22 protein-coding genes are annotated in these 23521 nt (G+C 47.6%); all 22 read right to left on the bottom strand.

Annotation, left to right across the window (positions count from 1 at the left end):
- Positions 1-44: 44 nt before the first annotated feature.
- Positions 45-794, bottom strand: a complete 750-nt coding sequence (locus ACWXW9_RS06630) for a regulatory protein RecX (RefSeq protein ID WP_494928773.1) — start codon at positions 792-794, stop codon at positions 45-47.
- Positions 795-989: 195 nt separating this feature from the next.
- Positions 990-2051 (bottom strand): recombinase RecA, encoded by a 1062-nt coding sequence (recA, locus tag ACWXW9_RS06625; RefSeq protein ID WP_494928772.1) that lies wholly within the window; start codon positions 2049-2051, stop codon positions 990-992.
- Positions 2052-2299: 248 nt separating this feature from the next.
- Positions 2300-3568: a competence/damage-inducible protein A gene (locus ACWXW9_RS06620; RefSeq protein ID WP_494928771.1), complete on the bottom strand. Its 1269-nt coding sequence runs from the start codon at positions 3566-3568 to the stop codon at positions 2300-2302.
- 95 nt (positions 3569-3663) lie between these two features.
- The gene (pgsA, locus tag ACWXW9_RS06615; RefSeq protein ID WP_494928770.1) at positions 3664-4251 is read right to left on the bottom strand and encodes a CDP-diacylglycerol--glycerol-3-phosphate 3-phosphatidyltransferase; all 588 of its coding nucleotides are present in this window, start codon (positions 4249-4251) and stop codon (positions 3664-3666) included.
- Between the two features lie 209 nt (positions 4252-4460).
- Entirely contained in the window at positions 4461-4952 is a 492-nt protein-coding gene (locus ACWXW9_RS06610) for a YajQ family cyclic di-GMP-binding protein (RefSeq protein ID WP_014281148.1), read from the bottom strand.
- A gap of 145 nt (positions 4953-5097) precedes the next feature.
- On the bottom strand, positions 5098-5262 hold the full coding sequence (locus ACWXW9_RS06605) for a hypothetical protein (protein WP_162833917.1): 165 nt from the start codon (positions 5260-5262) through the stop codon (positions 5098-5100).
- 84 nt (positions 5263-5346) lie between these two features.
- Positions 5347-6465, bottom strand: a complete 1119-nt coding sequence (locus ACWXW9_RS06600) for a RodZ domain-containing protein (RefSeq protein WP_494928769.1) — start codon at positions 6463-6465, stop codon at positions 5347-5349.
- A gap of 30 nt (positions 6466-6495) precedes the next feature.
- Positions 6496-7269: a DUF3388 domain-containing protein gene (locus tag ACWXW9_RS06595; RefSeq protein WP_025685001.1), complete on the bottom strand. Its 774-nt coding sequence runs from the start codon at positions 7267-7269 to the stop codon at positions 6496-6498.
- A gap of 238 nt (positions 7270-7507) precedes the next feature.
- Entirely contained in the window at positions 7508-7762 is a 255-nt protein-coding gene (locus ACWXW9_RS06590; protein WP_014281144.1) for a DUF3243 domain-containing protein, read from the bottom strand.
- A 106-nt stretch (positions 7763-7868) separates the two neighbouring features.
- The gene (gene ymfI / locus ACWXW9_RS06585; RefSeq protein WP_494928768.1) at positions 7869-8657 is read right to left on the bottom strand and encodes an elongation factor P 5-aminopentanone reductase; all 789 of its coding nucleotides are present in this window, start codon (positions 8655-8657) and stop codon (positions 7869-7871) included.
- Positions 8657-9937: an EF-P 5-aminopentanol modification-associated protein YfmH gene (gene yfmH / locus ACWXW9_RS06580; RefSeq protein WP_494928767.1), complete on the bottom strand. Its 1281-nt coding sequence runs from the start codon at positions 9935-9937 to the stop codon at positions 8657-8659. Before yfmH ends, ymfI begins: the two co-directional genes overlap by 1 nt.
- A 3-nt stretch (positions 9938-9940) precedes the next feature.
- Positions 9941-11221, bottom strand: coding sequence for an EF-P 5-aminopentanol modification-associated protein YfmF (yfmF, locus tag ACWXW9_RS06575; RefSeq protein ID WP_134910055.1), 1281 nt, complete (start codon positions 11219-11221; stop codon positions 9941-9943).
- Positions 11222-11378: 157 nt separating this feature from the next.
- The gene (sleB, locus tag ACWXW9_RS06570) at positions 11379-12230 is read right to left on the bottom strand and encodes a spore cortex-lytic enzyme (protein ID WP_494928766.1); all 852 of its coding nucleotides are present in this window, start codon (positions 12228-12230) and stop codon (positions 11379-11381) included.
- Between the two features lie 223 nt (positions 12231-12453).
- Positions 12454-15123, bottom strand: a complete 2670-nt coding sequence (locus ACWXW9_RS06565) for an FtsK/SpoIIIE family DNA translocase (protein ID WP_494928765.1) — start codon at positions 15121-15123, stop codon at positions 12454-12456.
- A 103-nt stretch (positions 15124-15226) separates the two neighbouring features.
- Positions 15227-15439: a YlzJ-like family protein gene (locus tag ACWXW9_RS06560; RefSeq protein WP_494928764.1), complete on the bottom strand. Its 213-nt coding sequence runs from the start codon at positions 15437-15439 to the stop codon at positions 15227-15229.
- Positions 15436-16290: a ClpP family protease gene (locus ACWXW9_RS06555; protein ID WP_494928763.1), complete on the bottom strand. Its 855-nt coding sequence runs from the start codon at positions 16288-16290 to the stop codon at positions 15436-15438. The genes ACWXW9_RS06560 and ACWXW9_RS06555 overlap by 4 nt, the downstream gene beginning before the upstream one ends.
- A gap of 237 nt (positions 16291-16527) precedes the next feature.
- Positions 16528-18207, bottom strand: a complete 1680-nt coding sequence (locus ACWXW9_RS06550; protein ID WP_134910066.1) for a ribonuclease J — start codon at positions 18205-18207, stop codon at positions 16528-16530.
- Positions 18208-18560: 353 nt separating this feature from the next.
- Positions 18561-19442: a 4-hydroxy-tetrahydrodipicolinate synthase gene (gene dapA / locus ACWXW9_RS06545; protein ID WP_494928762.1), complete on the bottom strand. Its 882-nt coding sequence runs from the start codon at positions 19440-19442 to the stop codon at positions 18561-18563.
- A gap of 40 nt (positions 19443-19482) precedes the next feature.
- Complete coding sequence (gene dapG / locus ACWXW9_RS06540) at positions 19483-20700, bottom strand: aspartate kinase (protein ID WP_494928761.1); 1218 nt, start codon at positions 20698-20700, stop codon at positions 19483-19485.
- A 36-nt stretch (positions 20701-20736) separates the two neighbouring features.
- Complete coding sequence (locus ACWXW9_RS06535) at positions 20737-21774, bottom strand: aspartate-semialdehyde dehydrogenase (protein WP_494928760.1); 1038 nt, start codon at positions 21772-21774, stop codon at positions 20737-20739.
- 134 nt (positions 21775-21908) lie between these two features.
- Positions 21909-22502, bottom strand: coding sequence for a dipicolinate synthase subunit B (locus ACWXW9_RS06530; protein ID WP_044644831.1), 594 nt, complete (start codon positions 22500-22502; stop codon positions 21909-21911).
- A complete protein-coding gene (dpsA, locus tag ACWXW9_RS06525; protein WP_494928759.1) occupies positions 22502-23398 on the bottom strand; it encodes a dipicolinate synthase subunit DpsA in 897 nt (298 codons plus the stop codon). The genes ACWXW9_RS06530 and dpsA overlap by 1 nt, the downstream gene beginning before the upstream one ends.
- Between the last annotated feature and the right edge of the window lie 123 nt (positions 23399-23521).

Genomic DNA, 23521 nt, shown 5'->3' with positions numbered 1-23521 from the left:
CCTGTTCACTTGTGCCAGCTAATGGATACCCGGCTGTTTAACAACTATTCATCCCACTGCGATAATTCCTCGTCATCGGAAGTCCCATCTTGCTCGGCCATCGTGAGATGATTAACTACGCGGCGTGTCATATCTCCCGAATATCCGCGCCTCATGAGAAAGGGATACGTTTTACGTTTTTTCTCCATTATATCTCCACGCACCTGATTCCATTTCTTGCGTCCGACAACCAAAGCGCTCTCCCATTCCTCCTGATCGCTGACCTCACCTAAAGCTTCCCCGATAGAGGCTTTAGAGATGCCCTTTTGACGCAGTTCCTGCCTTACCCACATCTTCCCCTTCCGCTGGCTCGTTATGCGCTGCCTTGCCCACTGACGGGCGTATAGATCGTCATCCACAAGTTGCTCCCGCTCCAGACGGTTCAACACTTCATCAATAACAGCTTGACCCATTTCCTTTTGTGTCAAACGCTGCTCAATCTCCTGACGTGTACGTGGCTTTCGCCCCAAATAACGAAGCGCGTGCACGTATGCCTGTTGCTTTTCGTCCGCCAGAACGATTTCTTCCAGTTCCTTTTTGACGAAAGTCGTCCCTTTGAACATATTGTACTTAATCATTACATCTTCCAGTACGGACAATGAATACAGGCCAAAATGAATCGTGTATCTTCCGCGTTTCCTACCCCGCCCCTGTTCCACCCTCGTAACCATCAGTTCCTCATGATCAGGAAAAAGGGAAATGCCTTGCTGCTCATTTTCCTTCGAAATGTGTTCACCTTCATCTTCCAATTGCAATGTGCTTCCCTCACTTTGATATTCACGAAAGCAAGCTGAGAACGCTCGCCACGCAAAAGTAAAATGTAGCTGACACGCAGGCCACATTCCATGCAAAAATACCCTGCACAACTGTGCAGGGCATCAGAATCATGCTATTCAAACGGCTGTGCCATAACCCCTGGCTCCAGTTCACAAACCAGGATTCACCAAGCTTTATTCAAGCTCCAGCAATTCCTGTTCTTCCTTGGCTTGCTTTGCCAACTCTTCTTCTGTCGGCGGAGCTACCGTCGTAATCAAATTGCTGGCCACCCGAATTTTTTGTTCGATCGTGCTGGCAATGTTCGGATTTTCCTTCAAAAATTGCTTCGCATTTTCACGTCCCTGACCTAGTCGTTCACCTTCATAGGAATACCAGGCTCCGCTCTTATCGACAATGTCATACTCCGTACCAATGTCGATCAAACTGCCTGTCTTGGAGATGCCTTCGCCGTACATAATGTCCACTTCCGCCTGACGGAAAGGAGGTGCGACTTTGTTCTTCACCACTTTAATACGTGTGCGATTACCTACAACATCATTACCGTTTTTCAAGCTTTCAATGCGGCGGACATCCAAACGAACTGTAGAATAAAATTTCAGAGCACGTCCACCTGGCGTAGTTTCAGGGTTACCAAACATAACACCTATTTTTTCACGTAATTGGTTAATAAAGATAGCAATGGTGTTCGACTTGTTAATAGCACCGGACAGCTTACGCAATGCCTGTGACATTAAACGGGCTTGAAGACCAACATGGGAATCTCCCATTTCACCTTCAATCTCCGCTTTTGGCACAAGTGCCGCTACAGAGTCAACAACAACAATGTCTACCGCTCCACTACGTACAAGCGCTTCGGCAATCTCAAGTGCTTGCTCTCCTGTATCTGGCTGCGATAGCAACAACTCATCAATATTGACACCCAGCTTGCTGGCATACGACGGATCAAGAGCATGCTCGGCGTCGATAAAAGCGGCTTGTCCACCTGTTTTTTGTACCTCTGCTATAGCGTGAAGAGCTACCGTTGTTTTACCGGATGATTCTGGTCCATATACTTCAATAATTCGGCCTCTCGGGAAGCCGCCCGTTCCTAACGCAATATCCAAAGCAATCGAACCACTGGGAATAGTTTCCACTTGCATGTGGGTGGACTCACCCAACTTCATAATGGAACCTTTACCGAATTGCTTTTCTATTTGACGGAGCGCCATATCCAGCGCAGCACGACGATCTGACAATAAACTCACATCCTTCATTGTTTGTAGTTTAATAATACCTTGTTTTGACACGCTTGCCAAGCATTTTTTCGAACATACATTCGTTTTTTTTGTTTGGTCGGTTCTCTTCTATACTTCCATCTGTTTCTTAAATCAAAAAAAGAACCGCAGGCAAAAAAGCTTTTGCAACGGTTCTTCCGATAATATGATTATAGCATTAATCGTTTACCTAAAACAACTCTATGAAAACTCGCGTCGGATACAGATCATTAAGAGAGCTTCTCATTTTCCACCAGTCTGCGCCATAATCTGTACAGGATTGCTTTAACAGACCGCAGACGAATCGCTTCACGATTCCCGCTCAGCTTCAGCTCGTATACCTCAGTCTCCTTATCACGCTCAGCAATACCGATATAAACCAGACCAACCGGCTTCCGCTCAGAATATCCGGGTCCAGCCACACCTGTAACCGAGAGTCCGAAATCACTGTCCATGACCATTCTTGCCTGCTCCGCAAGTACAAGGGCTACTTCCTCGCTTACTGCGCCGGGCGCATTGTCCCCCTCCAAATAATCATGAGGCACGTTGAGCAGCCTCTTCTTCATTTCATTGGAATAACACACGATACCGCCCTGAAACATAACTGAGCTGCCCGGAACGGAAGTGATGTGCTCCATCAGCATTCCACCTGTGCAGCTTTCTGCCGCGCTAACAGTCAGTCCGCGATTGGACATCAAATCCACAATAACCTTCTCCAGCGTGACGTCCTCGCTCGCATACATGTATTCCGAAAGACGCTGCTGAATTTCTGCTTCCGTAGCCCCCAGCTTGACCAGTGCCTCGCTCTCGCTGGCCGCCTTGGTGGATATACGGATTGTGACCTCTCCCTCCTTGGCATAAGGAGCAATGGTCGGATCTGTCTGTGATTTGATCAGATCCAATAAGCGGGTTTCGAGAGCTGACTCGCCGATTCCTGCAAACTTTAGCATTTTCGAATAAATCGGCAGTTCCTCACCACTCAGTGCTTGCTGGAGCAACCAAGGTTTCGCCTGATTCTCAAACATCGGTTTGAGTTCCTTAGGCGGTCCAGGCAAAACCACATAATATTTACCATCCTGTGCAATCGCGTCGCCCACAGCCAGACCTGTCTCATTTTCAAGAGGGCTAGCTCCTTCAATAGAAAGCGCCTGACGCCGATTATTTTCGGTCATTTCCACCCCGCGATTACGGAAAAACTGTTCCAGCTTATCCATAGCGAGACGGTCTATATGCAATTTACGCCCCAGCACAGCGGCGATTGCATCTTTCGTCAAATCATCCTGAGTCGGTCCCAGACCACCGGAGAATAAAATAATATCCGCACGCTTCTGAGCCAGACGCACCGCTTCCTGAAGTCGATCCATGTTATCGCCAACAACCGTCTGAAAATATACATCAATCCCAATCGTAGCCAACTCTTGTGACAAATATTGGGCATTTGTGTTCACAATTTGTCCGAGCAATAATTCAGTTCCTACTGCGATGATTTCAGCTTTCATCGTTTCTGCCTCCTGTAGAGCGAATGTTGTGGGAATTATACAAAGAAACAGCAATAAGCAAACTCCCTATCGCTGTTCCCATGAAACGTATCCTGTTAAACCTTGGAGGAGCGGAGTAAATGACTGTTCTTCACAAAATAGTCAATGCCCGAGTAAATGGTAATTAACGCAGCCGCCCATATCGTTATTAAATCAAACGGAATACCCAGAAAGACAAACGGGAAGTTATTAATGAGCAACGCTACAATGGCAACGATCTGGATGATGGTCTTTAATTTGCCCCAGTTGCTTGCAGCGACCACAGAGCCATCCAGTAAAGCAATCTGACGCAGACCGGTAACCGCAAACTCACGGCTAACAATGACAACAACAATCCACGAATCAATCTTGCCCAATTCCACCAAAGAAACCAAAATAGCAGTTACCAAAAGCTTATCCGCAAGAGGATCCAGCAATTTTCCCAAGTTGGTGACCATGTTATTTTTACGGGCCAAATATCCGTCAAGACCATCCGTGCTGGCGGCTATGAGGAAAATAATAGCCGCAATCAACTGATTATACGGCAGCTTGAAAGCTCCGATCTCAATCGGTGGTGGATAGAAATCAAAATCCACCAGCAAGGCCAGCATCATCACCGGGATGAGGCAAATCCGCGTTATTGTAATTCTGTTGGGTAAATTCACAACACACTCTCCCCTGATTATCGTACTTGATTAAAAATGGCAGTTTTCGGATTGAATTCAATCCTATGTAAATCGCTTTTGACTATCGCTATACACCTGATCGTCTGCATTTTCGTTACAAGTATAATATGGTGTAAAACGCATGTCAAAATAACCTGCCGCGCATCAAGTGTCATTTTTTCTTACAATCTGCATGAGGGAAAACGGCTTTATTTCATATTCGTAAATTGAAGCTCCAATGGCAGATCAGCTTTGCGCAACAGCTGAATGACCGCTTGTAAATCATCCTTATTTTTTCCAGTCACGCGGATCTGATCACCTTGAATCTGACTTTTCACTTTCAGCTTGGAGTCCCGGATAAGAATGTTAATTTTTTTGGCATTATCCTGATCAATCCCCTGCTTGAGTGCAAGACGCTGGCGTACTGAACCCAAAGAGGCTGGTTCCAGCTTACCGTACTCCACGTTTTTAAGGGATAAACCGCGCTTGGCCATTTTGGATTGCAAAATATCAATTACCGCGTTGAGCTTGTATTCGTCTTCCGATGCAATCGTAAGAGCTTCCTTTTCAAGCTTAAGGCTACTTTTGCTCCCCTTAAAATCAAATCTTGTTTCAATTTCACGCTCCGTCTGATGAACCGCATTGGTTAATTCCTGCATATCCATTTTGGAGACGATATCAAATGAATTTTCTGAAGCCATCGTTTCACTTTCCTTTCCACAACAAAGTTCAATAACTAATTATAGGCTAGTCATTTACAAAAATCCAATAATCCGCTCACTAAAAAGGCGCTCTTGCCAGTCAAGCTGACAAAAACGCCTTTATTTCATTCCACGGTCAACATATCTAACTGTGGCTGCGGGTCGGATTCCGGAACATATCCAGAAGTCCGAGCACAATGTGAGCAAGACCAAAGCCCAGTATGCCATAGCCCCATGCACTTGGGGTTAAATAATAGCCAAGTAGACTGACAATTATACCAAGCCCTGTCACAATCCAGCTGACGGTCATAATATATACACCTCACTTTGCGGAAAATGAAATGACTGGCTTCCCATGAATTACAGTCATTAGTATTTCCGCGCAATAGAAGGTTTATTCACCGCCAGTAGTCGAAGAAGTTGTACCGCTCTGTGTTGAACTCGTATTGCCTGTAGTGGAATCCATAGAAGTACCACTCACCCCGGCACTCGTTCCGGTCGAAGAAGCCTCTCCTGGCTGTATCAAAACACGAGTCGTCGATTTATTATCAGTTATCGGTTGACCTGCTACGGAAATATCCGTGGCAGAAGAACGTCCTGATTTGATATACAAGCCTTCCGGACCGATGTCAAAGGACATAGCATCTCCGCTTTTAGTCATGCCATAGCTCAGCTTTTCGCCACGTGAGTTTTGTCCCTTGTACACCTCAAGCCAGCTTTCTCCCGTTGCCTTAATATCGACCTTGGCTGTAGCTCCCGTTGCACTGGAAACTTTGAAAATCGTCGTTTTGCCTTGCTTGCCATCCTGAGCCACGGTTACACCTTGTTGCGGAGTAGTGGTGTTTGGCTGCTGGCTGCTGGCAGGAGTGGTCGTATCCGTTCCTGTACCTATCCCTCCCGGTTGGGTTTGCCCCGTTTGTCCCGTATCAGGAGTAGTTTGTCCGCCACCACCATTGGGAGCTGCCGTTTGACCGTTATTCGGCGTTGTCGTCTGCCCGCTTCCCTGAGGAGGGGTTGTCGTCGTATTTTGCGGCGGTGTCGTGGTTCCCTCCTTGGTGCTGTTTGGAGTGGACGTAATCGGTGTCGTAATCGGCGTTGTATTCTCGGCTGTTTTTGGAGCTGTATGATTGTTACTCACCCAATATGCATAAATAACCCCAACAATAAGAACCAGAAAAAGCCACATTAAAGCTGTCGGCAACCATTTGAGATTTCCAATCGAAGCCGGACGGCTGGAGCGTTTCTGTGTCACAGGCTCCATGACAGCTTCTGGCTCCGGTTCAGGCACATTGCTTTTATGTCCTTCCAGAATCTCGTCGGGGTTTAAACCGACCGTTTCAGCGTACGTTTTAATAAAAGCTCTGACATAAAAGCTTCCCGGCAGCACTTTGTAATCGCCCGTCTCAATGGCTTCCAGATAACGTTTGCGTATCTTCGTCATTTCCTGAACATCGTCAAGGCTCAATCCTTTTTGCAGCCGGGCCTCCTTTAATTGCTGACCCAGTTCTGACATGTCATCATCTCCTTGTATAATTACGCTTATTTAAAGATCTTCAGTATAACTGGCTGTAAAGGTATCATAAGTAATTTCCTCAGCCGGATTATTGCGAAGTTCAATAATGATATTAAAATCGTCGAAGCTGTATCCCGATTCACGTACAAAAACATCAGGATGCTCAATAACCTTTGTACTCGGCATGCTCATAATTTCCTGAAGCAGGTGATAATGTCTTTCATTTGACCGAATCGTACTCACAATGCCGTCAATAATAAAAACATTGTTAGGGTTCATTTCCTCTTCGGAGAGCTGGCTGCGCACCGTCTGCCGTAGCAGCGTTGAAGACACAAAAGTCCAGCGCTTCATGGCGCATACGCTACTGGCTATAATGGATTCAGTTTTTCCCACACGGGGCATTCCTCGAAGTCCAATGACCTGATTGCCATCCCTCTTTAATACTTCACCCAAAAAATCGACCAGTAACCCAAGCTCCTCCCGTGTAAAGCGGAATGTTTTGCGGTCATCCGAATCCCGGTCAATGTAACGTCCATGTCTTACTGCCAATATATCGACCAGCTTCGGAGCACGTAAGGCGGTAACTGTAATATTACTGGCCTTCTTTAAGGTATCTCCAAGAATGCGTATCTTCTCGTCATCGTCCGTTTCCAGCAGCATCCCCCGTCTTTCGCCTTCAACACCGTTGATCGTTAGTATATTAACCCCCAGAATACCAAGCATGGAAGCAATGTCTCCCAGCAATCCGGGACGATTTTTATGTATCTTGTACTCCATGTACCACTGTTTCATTTCTTCCGTCACATTAGCACCTCATTCACATTCAAAACCGTCAACATTTCCAATCAAAGCCTTATTGTATCATAAAATAACACCATTCGACAAAACCAATTATTGAGACCACAAAGGCTTCCAGTGTTCAACACAATCGCATAAGCCTCGATCACGTTTATGATATATAAATTACAACGGAATTACAAGAACAGCTCTGTAACCATTACAGAAAAGCCCCCAAAAGGGAGCTTTTCATGTTGGTTCCTGCTTATGCGTTGCTTTTGGCTAATTTGACCATCAGCCGGGCGATAGTGTGACGCTCGTCCTCATCGGCAACTCCCCACAGTTCTTTCAGTGCGCGGTTGGAGTGGTTGGCCGGATCGACCTTCTCATCCAGAAAATCACCGATTTCATAAGCAAGCTCTGAAATGGTATCCTGGCTGATTCCCAGCTTCTCCGCCTGTTCCACACGCTGACCAAGGAACTTCTTCCAGGTATCGAAATTCTGAACAACTGTTGACATACTTAAATCCTCCTTAGATGATTCAGATTTAAAATCAACAGTTATAATATGCTCTTCTCAGGTGCTCACTATACTGGAAGGTTTCCTCCAAAATCTGTACTTCCCATCAAGTTACCCATCCTCCGTTAGGACTTATGACCTGCCCGTTAATATAACCCGATTCAGGAAGCGCCAGAAAATAAACCAGTGACGAAATTTCATCAGGCCGAGCCAATCGACCGGCAGGAATTTCTTCTTCGAGACTGGAGATTTCCCCTTCGTCCAGATGATCCAGCATCGACGTATCCACCGCTCCCGGAGCTACAGCATTGACCGTTACCCCTGAAGGCGCAACTTCTTGAGCCAGCGCTTTAGTGAATGCGTTAATACCCCCTTTGGTTGTGGAATACAGCACCTCGCACGAAGCGCCGCATATTCCCCATACAGATGACACATTCACAATACGGCCATAGCGTTGGGAAATCATATGTGGCATAAATACCTGCGTACACAGAAAGGTTCCCTTCACATTGACAGCCATCACTTTATCCCATTCCTCTTCCGACACATCCGTCAGCAATCCATAATGAGATAATCCGGCGTTATTCACAAGAATATCTGGCTTCATCCCGTGATTCTCCAGCTTCTCGCGCATGCGTTCAATCTGTTCCTTGCTCCGCAGGTCCGCTGACACGGTCATCACCTTGCCTGAATAAGCCATACAGCGACGGGCAACTTCGTTCGCTTTTTCATGGGATTTCATGTAGTGAATGACCACGTTCATCCCAACAGCCGCAAAGCGCTCAGCAATAGCCGCTCCAATCCCGCCGCTTGCTCCTGTGATCAGAACAGTCGTATCACCAATAGCTTTTAGTTCTCCATCCTTGGTGGTTATCGGTTCCCTCTCCCTGGACATTACGGACTCACCACCAGCGATATGGCCATCTGATCCCACTGGATATGATCTTTCAGACGGCGGTTAGCATCCTCAAGTGTAATGCTTTCATAGACCGGGAGCAGTTGGAAAAAATCACCATCCCGAAAGCGATGTTTCGTAAACTCATGCGCAATATTTTCAGGCGAATTGAGCATGCGCAGGTAACCGCCGATTTTCTTTTTACGTGCCCGTTCAAAGTGTTCTGCCGTGAAGCCCTGCTTCTGGATGGACTCCACCTCTTCACGTATCCGCGCCAACAGCCGATCCGGGTCCTTTGTATCTCCGCCGATAGCAGAGAACGCATACTGTGGCGTGCTGTTGTACTCATGGCCGAAACTGTCTGAAATGAGGTCCTCATCGTAGAGCTTTTGATACAGTTGCGTACTGGAGCCGAACAAGAGATCAAGCATCAGCTTGGTCTCCAGATCATGACGGAGCAGTTCTTTTCCCGTTAGGCCTACCTTGGCTTCCTTGAATCCGAACAACAGCTTAGGCAGAGAAACCGCCAGCTTTACCTCACGACGCTTCTCTGCCACAGTAGCAGGTTCTTCATCAAAAATCCGCTCAATCTCTCCTTGCGGCTTGTAATCCTTTTTCGCCTGATTGTTACGCACCAGTTCTATTACTTCTGCCGGGTCCACTCCGCCTACTACAAAAAGGATCATATTGCTCGGGTGGTAAAAAGCCTCATAGCAGCTATACAGCGTTTCCTTCGTAATCGTGCTGATGGATTGAACGGTACCTGCAATATCAATATGCACCGGATGGACCTTGTATAGCGCTTCGATCAGACCAAAGTAGCTCCGCCAGTCCGGGTTATCCTCATACATATTGATTTCCTGGCCGATAATGCCTTTTTCCTTCTCCACATTCTCATCTGTAAAGTAAGGATGCTGTACAAAATTGATCAGTGTGGTCAAATTCTCCTGAATGTGCTCGGTTGCGGAAAATAGATATACCGTTTGATCAAAGCTCGTAAATGCATTGGCCGATGCCCCATTGGAGGAAAAAGTAGCGAAAATATCTCCTTGAGGCTCTTCAAACATTTTATGCTCCAAAAAATGGGCGATGCCATCCGGAACTTTAACCGGCTGCTGACCTTCAATGCGAAAATGATTATCGACCGAACCGTATTTGGTTGCAAATGTAGCGTATGTCTTTTGAAAGCCCGGTTTGGGCAAAACATAGACGTGTAATCCGTTATCCATCACTTCATAGTACAGCGTTTCCTGCAAATGCTCATAAGGTATGTGCTCCACCCGCTATTCCCCCTTCTGGTCTCTCAAGAAATAAATGGTGTCCAGTCGGAACGTCCGGGCGGCATCCTGAACATCCTGCACCTTGACAGCCTCCACCTGGCTCAGCAGCTCATCTACCGTTCGCTCTTTGCCGGAAAGCTGTCTGTTAAAATCGTAAGCAATCATTTCAAAAGCGGAATCCTGCATTTCCTTCAATAAATTGCGGATCATCGCCTGTGTTTGAGTCATCTCCAGCTCGGTAATCGCCCCATTTTGCGTATCTTCCAATTGCTTGCGGATAATGGTAACCGCTTTTTCATAATTGGGAATTTCGATACCGGATTGAATCGTGCCTATGCCCTTGTGCCCGTCATACCGTGATGAGGCGTAGTACGCCAAGCTTTCCTTCTCACGCACGTTGACGAACAACTTGGAGTGAGGATAACCGCCTAAAATCCCGTTGTACATCAATGCAGAGGCATATCGATCATCACCATACGTAATCGGGGTGCGTAATCCCATGTTCAGCTTGCCCTGATTTACATCAAGACGCTCTACCACCGTTTGTACATCACGCTCCACGGCTTTGGGTTGTTCAGGGGCATAGCCCTTTACTTCCGAACGGTTCAGTTGGAAATAGCGGTCTACGAACTTTTCCACTTCCTCCAACGTCGTATCTCCAACCACATACAAATCCATGCTGGCGTTGTTCAGCCATTCTCCATAAGCCTGATATAAGCCCTTCGCATCTATACTGTCCAGATCAGACCGCTGACCGAGGGGATGCAGACGATAAGGCTCATTTTTGCACATTTCCTCCATGCAGCGCTCTCCCGCATAACGGATCTTATCATTGACTATAGATTCCAGCTTCTTCCGTACGTTTTCCCGTTCCTGCTGGACATATCCGGTTTGAAACGCGCCATTCTCCAGGGCAGGCTTCGTCAGCACTTCTCCAAGAAAGGCAAACGAACGATCAAGCAAGCTGTCCGGGCTGTTTACGAAGCTGTCATTAATGGTATCCATGCGAAATTGCACGATCTGATAATCTCCGCGTTTATATACATCGAATCCAAAGCCGGCACCGTACAATTGCTCCAATTGCTCTCTAAATTGCGTGGTTTGAGGATATGATTCCGTACCACGACGCAGCACAAAAGGCGCAAGACCTACTCGGGTTACGGTTTCCTCCCGTAGCGGAGTTCCTACATACAATGATATGGCAAACGTCTTGAAGCGCTTGGTCGGCAGTACATGAATCCTTAATTGTCTGCTCGTACCACGCTCGAAACCTGTTTTGTTCAAGTCCAAAACTCCTTTGTGACGTCAATTTCGTCTATCCTTTGGTGGGCAACTGCTACCGTCATGCTTCCTTGTAAAGAGGTAAAGTGTGCCAATCTTTATTCTAACGATGCAAAAGCCAAGAAGCAACCGGAGACAAGCTCCCGGCTGCTTCGGCGTTTTACATACAGAAAATGTGCTGTCCGATGGTCTTCACCTGCGGACGGCTCCAAATCCATTTGGAGGTGGCTGTTTTTGGATTAAAATAATACAGACAGCCTCCGCTCGGGTCCCAGCCATTTAATGCCTGACGTACCGCTTTCTGTGCGGTTTCATTTGGCGATAGCCATATCTGACCATCTGCCACGGCTGTAAAGGCCCCCGGCTGAAAAATAACTCCCGACGGTGTGTTCGGAAAGCTGGGCGATTTTACCCGGTTCAAAATAACCGCCGCTACAGCAACCTGTCCTTCAAATGGCTCGCCACGAGATTCACCATAGACTGCGTTAGCCATAATTTTGAGATCGTTGTCAGACAACCCCATCGTGTTAGCCGATCCCATCGTTTCATCACTTTGATTCGTTCTATTATTGTCCGTTGTCTGTCCCTGAGTGAAACTCTTGTTTTTACGATGTAAAGGAGTTTCCGTCGGTTTCCAATTAGGAGTTGCATTCACCAGCTTTAACTTTGTTTTTGCACCCACCACTCCGTCAGGGGTCATGCCAAACTCTTTTTGAAATCCCTTGACAGCCTTCAATGTACTGCTGCCAAAGTGGCTGTCCACTTCCGCCCCGAAAAAGCCCAGCAGCTTCAAACGGGATTGCAGTTCATATACATCCTGACCATAGGAACCGTAATTAACCGCCTCCGTGCTAAATGTCGCTTGGGAAGGCTCTGTTTCTGCTACTTGTACTTCCTGCTGTGTGCTCAGCGGCTCTGCATGCTGCGCAGAGACGTTCGCAATAAGTCCTGTGTACGTGATAGCCGAGGCTGCGAGAATACCCGTGCAAATCCAGACCATTGTCTTTTTCATATGCTGCGCTCTACCTTTCTTTTGTGGGATTAACAGGATGGCTACGTTTATTATGACAAGCTCTGCTTAAAGCTATTCACCCTTTTAATCTTCTTTCATTCGTCTGTTCCTATTCCTAAAAAAAGCAAAAAAACGCTGTCTGTACGCATAGTGTTGTCGAATTTAAACCAACACCATACTTACAAACAGCGATTTTGGATGTAATTTCCACTAAAGCCTTTGGTCAGGAACTTACTTTGTTTTGCTGATATTGTTCCATTGAAATAAGCACCTCACGGGGCTTGCTTCCCTCGTAAGGACCGATGACTCCACGAGCCTCCATAGAGTCAATCAGCCGGGCCGCACGTGTATAGCCGATCCTCATACGACGTTGAAGGAGAGATACAGATGCCTGCTTGGCCTCCAAAATGATGTTGACGGCCTGATCGTACAGCTCATCCAGCATTTCATCGGCATCAGCCGATACTTCTTCTACCTCCGGTACAAGCGTTTCATCATATTGCGCTTCACCTTGCTCACGTACATAATTAACGATGTTCTCCACTTCCTGATCGCTCATGAACGCTCCCTGAACGCGAACCGGCTTGGAAGCACCCATTGGCATGAACAGCATATCCCCACGTCCGAGCAGCTTCTCGGCTCCGCCCATGTCCAGTATTGTACGGGAATCCACCTGCGAGGACACACCAAAGGCGATACGCGAAGGAATATTGGCTTTGATAACCCCGGTAATTACGTCAACAGACGGTCTCTGCGTTGCAATGATAAGATGAATGCCTGCGGCACGCGCCATTTGGGCCAGTCGTGCAATCGCATCCTCCACATCGCCCGCAGCTACCATCATCAGATCCGCCAACTCGTCCACAATGACGACGATGTAAGGCAGGAACGCAGCAGGATTGTCTTTCATCAAATTATTATACCCTTCAATGTTACGGGTTCCTGATTTGGAAAATAACTCGTAACGTTTTTCCATTTCTACTACAATTTTTTTCAAAGCGAGTGAAGCACGCTTCGGATCGGTAACGACCGGTGCCAACAAATGCGGAATCCCGTTGTACACGTTTAACTCCACCATTTTAGGATCGACCATAAGGAATTTAACCTCATCCGGCTTCGCCTTGTACAAGATACTCGTGATGATACCATTTATACACACCGATTTACCCGAACCGGTAGCTCCTGCTACAAGCAAATGGGGCATCTTGGCCAAATTACCAACAATCGTCTGTCCTGCAATATCACGTCCGAAGGCAATGGACAAATTGGATACAGACTCCTGGAAAATGGTCGTCTCCATAACCTCACGCATCGTTACAATAGAAACCTCATTGTTCGGAACCTCAATGCCGATAGCCGATTTACCCGGAATTGGAGCCTCCATACGAATATCCTTCGCAGCGAGCGCAAGCGCGATGTCATCCGTCAGACTCACAATGCGGCTAACCTTCACACCAATGTCCGGCTGAATTTCATAGCGTGTCACCGCAGGTCCACGGACCACCTCCAGTACCTTCGCCCGTACGCCAAAGCTCTCCAGTGTGGCCTCCAGCTTGCGTGCCGTTTGCATGTAATCCTTTTGTCCAAGGCCTTTGCCCACGTTTTGTGGTTTGGAAAGCAAACGGAACGACGGGAGCTTGTAGGGCTTGGGCGGCGGTGGAGCAGGAATGGCAGCAGCTGTGGCTTCAACCTCTTCGCCTGATGTCCCCGTTGCGTTCATGTGGGCCTGTCCATTTGTACTGTCCAGTGTATTATGGCCTGTTGCTGCCGCACTGTCCGCATCTATATTTACAGCGGCATCCATAAAGTTGTCATCCAGCGGCTCATCATAAGTTGAATCCGTCTGCTCTGACCCAGCCAGGGATGCCTCAGATTCATCCTCAGGTCTTCTTTCCTCTTGCTTCACCTGCTCGAAGAAATCCCGAATAATCGGTGACCTTTTTATCAGAACAGAAGCTTCCTCATCCAAGTTTTCAGCAGTATCGGACAATTCATCTGCTTGCTTGGCATTTCTCCACAAGGGCTGTGCTTCCTCAGCTTCATGATCATCCTCGTCAGCATGAACGGAACGATCATTCTCGTCCTCTCCAGCCGATTTTTTCAGGCCAAACAGCTGAAAGAAAATCGGCTGCTTACGCGCCGGAGGCTGCATTTCATCAAAATCATCGTCCATATCTTCCTCATAAGCAGGAATCGACTCGGACTTGATTTTTTTATTCCCAGTACCTCTGCCGGATGCCGAAAGTGGAGTGGCTTTACCAATCCATTTTTTCCGAACGCTTCCCCCTGCCGCCAGCAGCTTCGTCCGAACAATGCGCACCAGATCCACATAAGATAGCTGGGTCAGCAACATAAAGCAAATCACAAACATTACAATCATAATCAGCTTGGCACCCGTAAGACCAAACAGCCACAACAGCACAGTAAGCTGCAATGCCCCGATGTACCCCCCGCTAATATCCTTGTTCAGCATTGAGGTATGGCCTTCCTTGTCAGGCGACAGCAACTGCTCACGCATATCTATATGTATCTGGCTCATCACTCCGCCCGGTTGAAGTGCATTGATCGGCCCCAAACGCTGCTCCATAGATGAAATAGAGCTCATAAGCGTAAAGGCAAATACCAGCAGTAGCAATCCCGTTTTACGCGAGTTCCACTGGTTCGGCCATTTGCGATGAATCATCACCATCAGACCGTAATAAATGCCGATCAGGGGTATGACAAAATAAAATTTCCCCAGTACAAGCCCGAACATCTTGGATAGCGAACGACCGACCGCCGCTTCACCCGACAGCGCAATGACCGCCAATGTAATCAGCACAATGCCGTAAATTTCGAATTTTAGAACTCCGCCAAACGCGGCTTTCTTTTTCCTTTTCCTTCTTCTGGACATTCAAGGTCACCCCCCAGAAGAATATTATACCACGTCACTGGGTATCCGCACATATGTTCTTTTTCAACATTAAACGACCTATTTTCGTCCTACTCGACACCTTCTACGACCATTCGATGACTTGTCCAGGCTCATAACGCGGATTAAGGTAAGTTTCCAGTGGACAGTCCAGCAATCGGACGATAATCCCCCTGCGACTTTCGAGCGGCTGTACCTGCATGAGTAAACCGTCAACCCGAACCTCCATGAACGTCTCCGTCTCCTTCCACATGCCCTCCCACACCATTTCCATTGGCATTACCGTATATAAGGTCATTGGGGCAACTCCCCATTATGCTCATTTTGGAGCGTTCCAGTCGGATTCCCTGTAGCATTGGGGGAAAAAGGTACGAACGGAGCCTGCTGCTGAGTCCCTGTAATTCCGTTTTGCTGACGACGCGATTCAATAATGTTGTTCAGTTGTTTCAACGCTTCTCCGATGCCACCAACGGCGTCCATTAAGCCATACTTCACTGCATCGGCTCCTCCAACCGCGGTACCAATATCCCGATTCAGTTCACCGGTTTTAAACATAAGCTCCTTAAACCGCTCCTCGGTAATACGCGAGTGGGAAACCACAAAACGCACAACACGCTCCTGCATTTTTTCCATATATTCAAACGTTTGTGGCACCCCAATGACCAAGCCGTTCATACGAATCGGGTGAATGGTCATTGTCGCGCTCTCGGCAATATAAGAATAGGTGGAAGAGACAGCGATAGGTACACCGATGCTATGCCCGCCTCCAATGACAATCGTTACCGTCGGTTTACTCATTGAAGCGATCATTTCAGCAATAGCCAGTCCGGCCTCTACATCCCCGCCTACTGTATTCAGCAGTATCATTAAGCCTTCAATACGGGGGTTTTGTTCTGCTGCCACCAGTTGGGGAATAATGTGCTCGTATTTGGTCGTTTTGTTTTGGGGTGGCAAAATCAGATGTCCTTCAATCTGACCGATAATTGTCATGCAAAAAATATTCGATTCGCTTCCGGGCATGGAGGTTTGTCCCAGTTGCTGCAAGGCCTCCATAGCGGGAGACATGGGTCTTTGCCCGACTTCAGGCATAGGTTGATCCGGTGCTTCCGTTTCCTGTCTGCCGGATGATAGGTTGCTGTATTGTTCCATGTGGGTAATCTTCCTTTCGCTTTACGCGTCTTTGTGACCCGTATTCACCCTATAGTATGGGATGGAAATGGAATATTTTATACCCGCCCCCATGGCTTCCCTTATTTCCTCACCCGGAAAAGCCAAAAAAGCCTCCCCTCCCGCGGAAACCGTCCAATATTTCCTGCGGGAAGAGAGGCGACTGTGTGCCTGTGACTTAAGTTTTTAATTCAGGTTTTCGAGCAAATTTCAATTGACTCACACTTCCATAATGATTGGCAAAATCATCGGTCTGCGACGAGTTTGCTCATACAAGAAGCGACCCAGCGCATCCTTGACGTTTGTTTTAAGGGAAGCCCATTCATTTACATTCTCGCTCATGAGCTTATGCAGTGTGCTTGAGACAATGCGATTCGCTTCATCCAGCAAACCTTCCGATTCGCGGACATATACGAAACCGCGGGAAATAATATCCGGTCCAGACTTGATCGTGCCGTCCTGCTTGCTGAGGGTGACAACAACAACCAAAATACCGTCCTGTGACAGCAATTTGCGGTCGCGTAATACGATATTCCCTACATCTCCTACACCCAGTCCGTCGATTAACACGTTGCCCGCTGTAACCTTACCAGCTCTGCGTGCTCCACCGTTCTGAATTTCAATAACTTCACCGATATCCGTGATGAAAATGTTGTCTGGCTCTACACCTACCGATTCGGCAAGGAGGGCATGACGACGCTGCATTCTGAACTCACCATGAATTGGCAAGAAGAATTTAGGTTTCATCAGATTCAGCATCAGTTTGAGTTCTTCCTGGCTTCCGTGTCCGGAAACGTGAATTCCCGGATTAGCTGCACTGTAATAAACATTGGCACCTAAACGGAACAGTTCATCAATCGTGCGACCGACATATTTTTCATTACCCGGTACCGGTGTAGCTGCAATGATGACCGAATCTCCAGGAAGAATATCCACCTTACGATGTGTGGAACGTGCCATTCTTGTCAAAGCGGACATCGGTTCGCCTTGGCTACCTGTGCAGAGAATAACTACGCGATCCGCTGACATTTTGCCAACTTCCTCAGGCTCAATCAGCATTCCATCCGGAATTTCCAAATAACCTAAATCGGAAGCAATCCCTACGACATTAACCATACTGCGACCAATAACCGTCACTTTGCGTCCTGTCGATTCCGCAGCATTAATGACCTGCTGAATACGGTGTACGTTGGAAGCAAAAGTAGCTACAACTACACGCTGTTTCGACTTACGGAAAATGTCTTCCAGCACGATGCCGACGCTCTTTTCCGATGGAGTAAAGCCAGGTTTTTCCGCATTGGTGCTGTCTGACAAAAGAGCCAGTACGCCACGTGTGCCGATTTCAGCCATACGCTGCAAATCTGCATATTGTCCGTTAACCGGAGTATGATCAAACTTGAAGTCACCTGTATGAACAACAGCGCCCTCAGGAGTATCAATGCATACACCCACCGAATCCGGAATACTGTGGTTAGTTCTGAAGAATGTTGCTTTCAGCGTGGAACCCAGTTTGATTTCGGAATCAGCATTGATCAAAATACGTTTGGTTTCACCAAGCAGATTCGCTTCCTTCAGCTTGTTTTCCACCAGTCCCAGCGTCAATTTAGTACCGTATACCGGTACGTTCAAATGTTTCAGCACGTAAGGCAAACCGCCGATATGGTCCTCATGACCATGAGTCAGCACTATGCCTCTTACTTTGTCGCGGTTCTCCGTAAGGTAGGAAATATCAGGAATAACGATATCAATACCAAGCATGTCCTCTTCCGGGAATTTCAGACCCGAATCCACCACGACAATGTCATTGCCGTATTGAATGACATACATATTTTTCCCGATTTCACCGACGCCGCCCAAAGCGAAAATCATCAATTTATCGTTGTTTGTTTTTTTAGACAAATGAATCTAAACCTCCTATGGTAGTTGGACGTCGTACCTTGATTTATTTATTTAATTTTCAAAAGAATACCGCACCCAGTCACTTGACCTCATTATACATGATTAAAATAAGAAAAAACAAGTCATCCTGTTCGTTACGAATAGGTTTCCCGCTCCCGTCTAAAACCATTACTCCCTGTTCAATTATCTTTATGCATGGTTAAAAGGTACGACAAAAAGGGCGCCCTATAAGAACGCCCTCATGCCGAAGTACCTTGTCAGACTATACAAATCCTCCGGTTTTTTACTCCCGGCTGCCTTTAACAAGGATGATTTTCCATATTCATTTAACATTTCAAAGTCATTTTTGCCGATTAGCGGGCAAATAACTTTTTAATAAATTCCGCTTCCTCTTCGGTCGGAGGAATAAGCGGCAACCGGACAGAACCGACCGAAACATTCCGTAACTCCAACGCATATTTTACAGCCACCGGATTAGGCAGCGGATGAGGACAGCCGAACAAACCCTTGAAAACAGGGAACAACTGCTGATGCAATTTTGCTGCCTGCTGTGCGTGTCCCCCTACAAGTGCATCAATCATCTGCTTCATTTCTGCGCCTACCACATGACTTGCCACGCTGATAATTCCATAAGCACCTACGGCCATAGCAGGCAGCCCGGAAGCGTCATCTCCCGAATAAATAAAGAATCCTTCCGGAGCTGCGGCTGCAATCTGTGTGATCTGCGCCAGCGACGCGCATTCTTTGGTTCCCACAATGTTAGGGATTTGCGCGAGACGCAGCGTCGTTTCCGCCGTCAGGCTGGCTGCAGTACGGCTTGGTACATTATACAGTATGACTGGAAGGGATGTGGAATTTGCAATACTTTCAAAATGCTGATACATCCCTTCCTGATTCGGTTTATTGTAATAAGGCACAACTAGCAAAACACCGTCTACCCCTGCCTGCTCCGCAGCACGGGTCAGATGAATGGAGTGACGTGTATTGTTGCTGCCAGTACCGGCAATGATTTTACATCGTCCGGCTGCTTTTTCTACAGTAAATGCAAACAGCTTGATTTTTTCATCATCGCTCAGGGTAGGGGACTCGCCCGTCGTTCCTGATACGACAAGAGACTCTGAATGTTGTTCTTCTATTAAATAATCAATCAACGAGGATAGTGCAGTCCAGTCAATCTCTCCTTGCTGATCAAAAGGTGTCACCATTGCGGTAATCAGTCTGCCGAAGTTCACCATGCTGCCTCCTTTTTTGCAAGTCCGAGCACGGACATTGCGCCTATTGATGGAGTTCAAATTTATTATGCAATGCGCGTACAGCCTGCACCATATCTTCTTTTTTTACGAGTACCCAAATTGTTGTGTTGGAATCTGCCGATTGAAGAATTTGTACGTCTGATTCTGCCAGTGCCTCCACAATCGTTGCCATAATGCCCGGTACCCCATTGATACCGCCGCCTATGACGGATACTTTAGCGCATCCTGCCAAAATTTTAGGCTCCAGGCCCAGTCCGTTCAATACTTCAACCGCTTTGCTTCCATCATTATCGAACACGGTATAAACTGCCCCGGATGGAGTTACATTAATAAAATCGACGCTGATTCCATGCTCAGCCATGGATTTGAATACTTGTAATTGCAAATGCTCCGAGCCAGGCTTTAATTCTACGGTAATTTGTGTGACGTTGCCGACATACGCAATACCGGTCACGAAACGGTCAACGATGTCTGCCTGTACGTCCTTAAAGCCCTCCGGATGGGTGACCAGCGTTCCTTCCCCTTCGGAAAAGGTAGAACGCACCCGAACAGGAATATTCGCCTGCATGGCGATTTCAACGGCACGGGGGTGGATAACCTTAGCCCCCTGATGAGCCATATTACAAATCTCCGTATAGCTGACATGGGCAAGCGGCTTTGCATTTTCTACAATGCGCGGATCGGCGGTCAAGATGCCGTTCACATCTGTATATATATCTACCATATCCGCATGTAGAGCAGCACCCAGAGCGGTAGCGGAAGTATCGCTGCCTCCACGCCCCAAGGTGGTCATATCACCGTTTGCAGTCTGTCCCTGGAAGCCTGTCACAATGACAACACGACCCTGGTTCAGCTCTTCCACGATACGGTCTGGCTCTATATCCAAAATACGAGCATTGCCGTATTGATTATCCGTAATAAAGCCCGCTTGTGCCCCGGTCAGCACCGTAGCGGGAATACCTTCATTTTCCATCAGGCTGCATAATGTAGCTGCAGAAATGATTTCACCACAGCACAGCAGTAAATCCCGTTCGCGCCTAGGAAGACTGTCGCCGTTAGACGCTGCCCAATCAAGCAGCGTGTCGGTGGCATAAGGCTCTCCTTTCCGCCCCATGGCCGATACAACAACAACCAGTTGAACATTTTGTTCCAGCTCCCGCTTGACATGTCCCAACACCAGTTGACGCGCTTCGGGTGTGGACAGCGAGGTGCCCCCGAATTTCTGAACTAAAATACTCATTGTTTTTCCCCCATCTTACTCCCCGCTTCAGGAACTTTACTCCGCATTTGCAGCAATAATCTCGGCGATTTGCACCGCGTTCCATGCCGCTCCCTTGAGCAGGTTGTCGGATACGACCCACAGATTCAATCCACGGCTGTTGCCCAAATCACGGCGTACACGTCCTACGAATACGTCAGGTTTCCCTGCGGCTTCGGATGCCAGCGGATAGAGCTGCGCAGCAGGATCGTCTACCAGTGTTACACCCGGTGCCGAAGCAAGTAGATTGCGGATTTCTTCCAAATCATAATCTTTTTTAAGCTCTACATAGACGGATTCCGAGTGTCCGTATACGACAGGAATACGGACACACGTTGCTGTTACGTCCACGGATTCATCATCTAATATTTTTTTCGTTTCACGAACCATTTTCATTTCTTCCAGTGTATAGCCGTTGTCCTGGAATTTGTCGATTTGCGGGATAGCATTGAAAGCGATCTGATGCTTCACCGGCAATGAGCCGACTGGCAGCAGATCAGGGTGTACTTCTTCACCGTTAAGGATCGCTGCACTTTGACGATTCAGTTCATCAATGGCACGACTTCCAGCCCCGGACACCGCTTGATATGTGGATACGATGATACGGGAAATGCCATACTGATCATATAATGGTTTCAAAGCAGCTACCATCTGGATGGTGGAGCAGTTCGGGTTGGCAATAATCCCCTGATGCTCGGCAATTTTGTCGCTGTTCACCTCAGGAACGACAAGAGGAGCTGTAGGGTCCATGCGGAAGGCGTTTGTGTTGTCAATGCAAACCGCACCATGACGAACAGCATGTGGTGCCAGTTCCTTACTTACGTCTCCGCCTGCGCTGAACAAGGCAATGTCGATTCCTTCAAAGCTGTCGGGGGTTGCAATTTCTACTGGAATTTGCTGACCTTTAAAGCTAATTAAAGTGCCGGCAGAACGAGGCGAAGAAAGAAATTTAATTTTATCCACAGGAAAATCCCGTTTTTCCAGCAGACTTACGATTTGTTCTCCTACAGCGCCTGTCGCTCCAACGACAGCTACATTAAACTTTCTATTGCTCATCTGGTGTATCTCCCCTTCTCGACTAAAAAACCATTTTTTATTCTGAAAGCATCCACTGCCAACAAGAAATCAGACCCAATGCATCATCGAATCATCTTCTAGGCGAGGGATGCTCAGCAGTTAACTATAGTACATCATGGGGTTTTGCGTTCCACAATCATCGGTTGAAGCTGTTTGCCCTGCATAGCAGCGTAAGCGGCTTCCGGAATCAGCTCCATGTCAGCCACAAGTGAATTGGGCTTTTTAACTGGATTGTCCTGTCCGAACGGCACAAAAAATATATTTTTGGCTACCAGTAACTTGGCGATATTCGCAGCATTCAAGCCAAGCCCATCATTGGTTGATATGGCCAAAAGAAGTGGACGACCGTTGCGCAATTGCGCCTTGGCGGCCATCAGAACCGGACTGTCTGTCATGGCGTTCGCCAGCTTACTCATCGAATTCCCCGTCAAGGGCGCAATCACCAGTACATCGAGTATTTGGGAGGGACCCAGTGGCTCAGCCTCCACAATTGTAGAAATGATATCATTCCCTGTTATATCTTTCAACTGTTTTTGCCAACTTTGCGAAGTACCGAAGCGGGTATCCGTTGTTAATACCGTATTGGATATAATGGGAACGACCTTCGCACCCTCGTCAACAAAACGCTGTATCACAGGCATAACCTCTTCAAATGTGCAGTGTGAGCCTGTAATTGCATAACCTACCGTTTTCCCTTGCCAACTCATTACGCATCCCCCCGATCAGGATTATCTTCCATTAACAACTGCACCAGCGTATTCGCTATAATGGCACCAGCAGTTTTGGGAGCGACAATACCGGGAAGGCCGGGGGCGAGCATTGCCGTGATTCCACGCTTTTCCGCAAAACGGAAATCACATCCGCCCGGGGCGGAAGCAAGGTCAATAATCACGGTGCTCTGTGGCAATTTAGACAGGATTTGCGCTGTGATAATCATAGAGGGTATTGTATTAAAAATCAAGTCAACTCCCTGAGTCTCATTCGCCAAATCCCTTGTCATAAAAGGCTTCCAGCCCATTTCCACCGCTCTTGCCGCATCCTCCGCCCGACGTACCCCGACCTTCACTTTGGCTCCCAATCCTTGTAGCGCCCTTGCCATGGTAAATCCAGTCCGTCCCATGCCCAGAACCACACAATTTGCACCATGAATCGTAAAATCCGTATGCTGAATCGCCATCATCAGTGCGCCTTCCGCCGTAGGTATTGAGTTATATATGGCCACATCGTCTCTTTCCAACAGCTCCACCAGCTTTAAATCATGTCTGGCACAAATTTCTTTTAAGTACGTCCGCGCCATCCCCGTATATACGACGCAGTGTGGCGGAAGAGCAGCGGCGTGCTCATTCAGAAACTGCAGCTTTTGCGCTCCGAAAAGCGCATTCACATTGCCTTCCTCATCGCATCCCACCACTGGCAACACTAGCGCATCTGCCGATTCCAGCAGCTTGACAGACAACGACTCCCGTGATGCTCCTCTGAGTGGCTCTTCAAGCTGGTCAAAGCCGACCACGCTGACGGTAGCATCCATGTCTACACATTTGCGGATTACCTCAAGCTGCCTCGCATCGCCACCCAATACAACAATGCGTATTCCTGTTAGCATCCGGATCACTCCTTTCCGAGACACGATATGCTTTTAGTCTATGCAGGCACCCATAGATAGGTGAAGAAACACAAAAAAACCGCCCCTATTCGGGACGGCTTCCATGTGTATCCATTTTCATAT

The sequence above is a fragment of the Paenibacillus sp. LT-B23 genome, from assembly GCF_059417685.1.
Note: the sequence above shows the minus strand (reverse complement) of the source record. Positions and strands in the feature narration are given on the sequence as shown.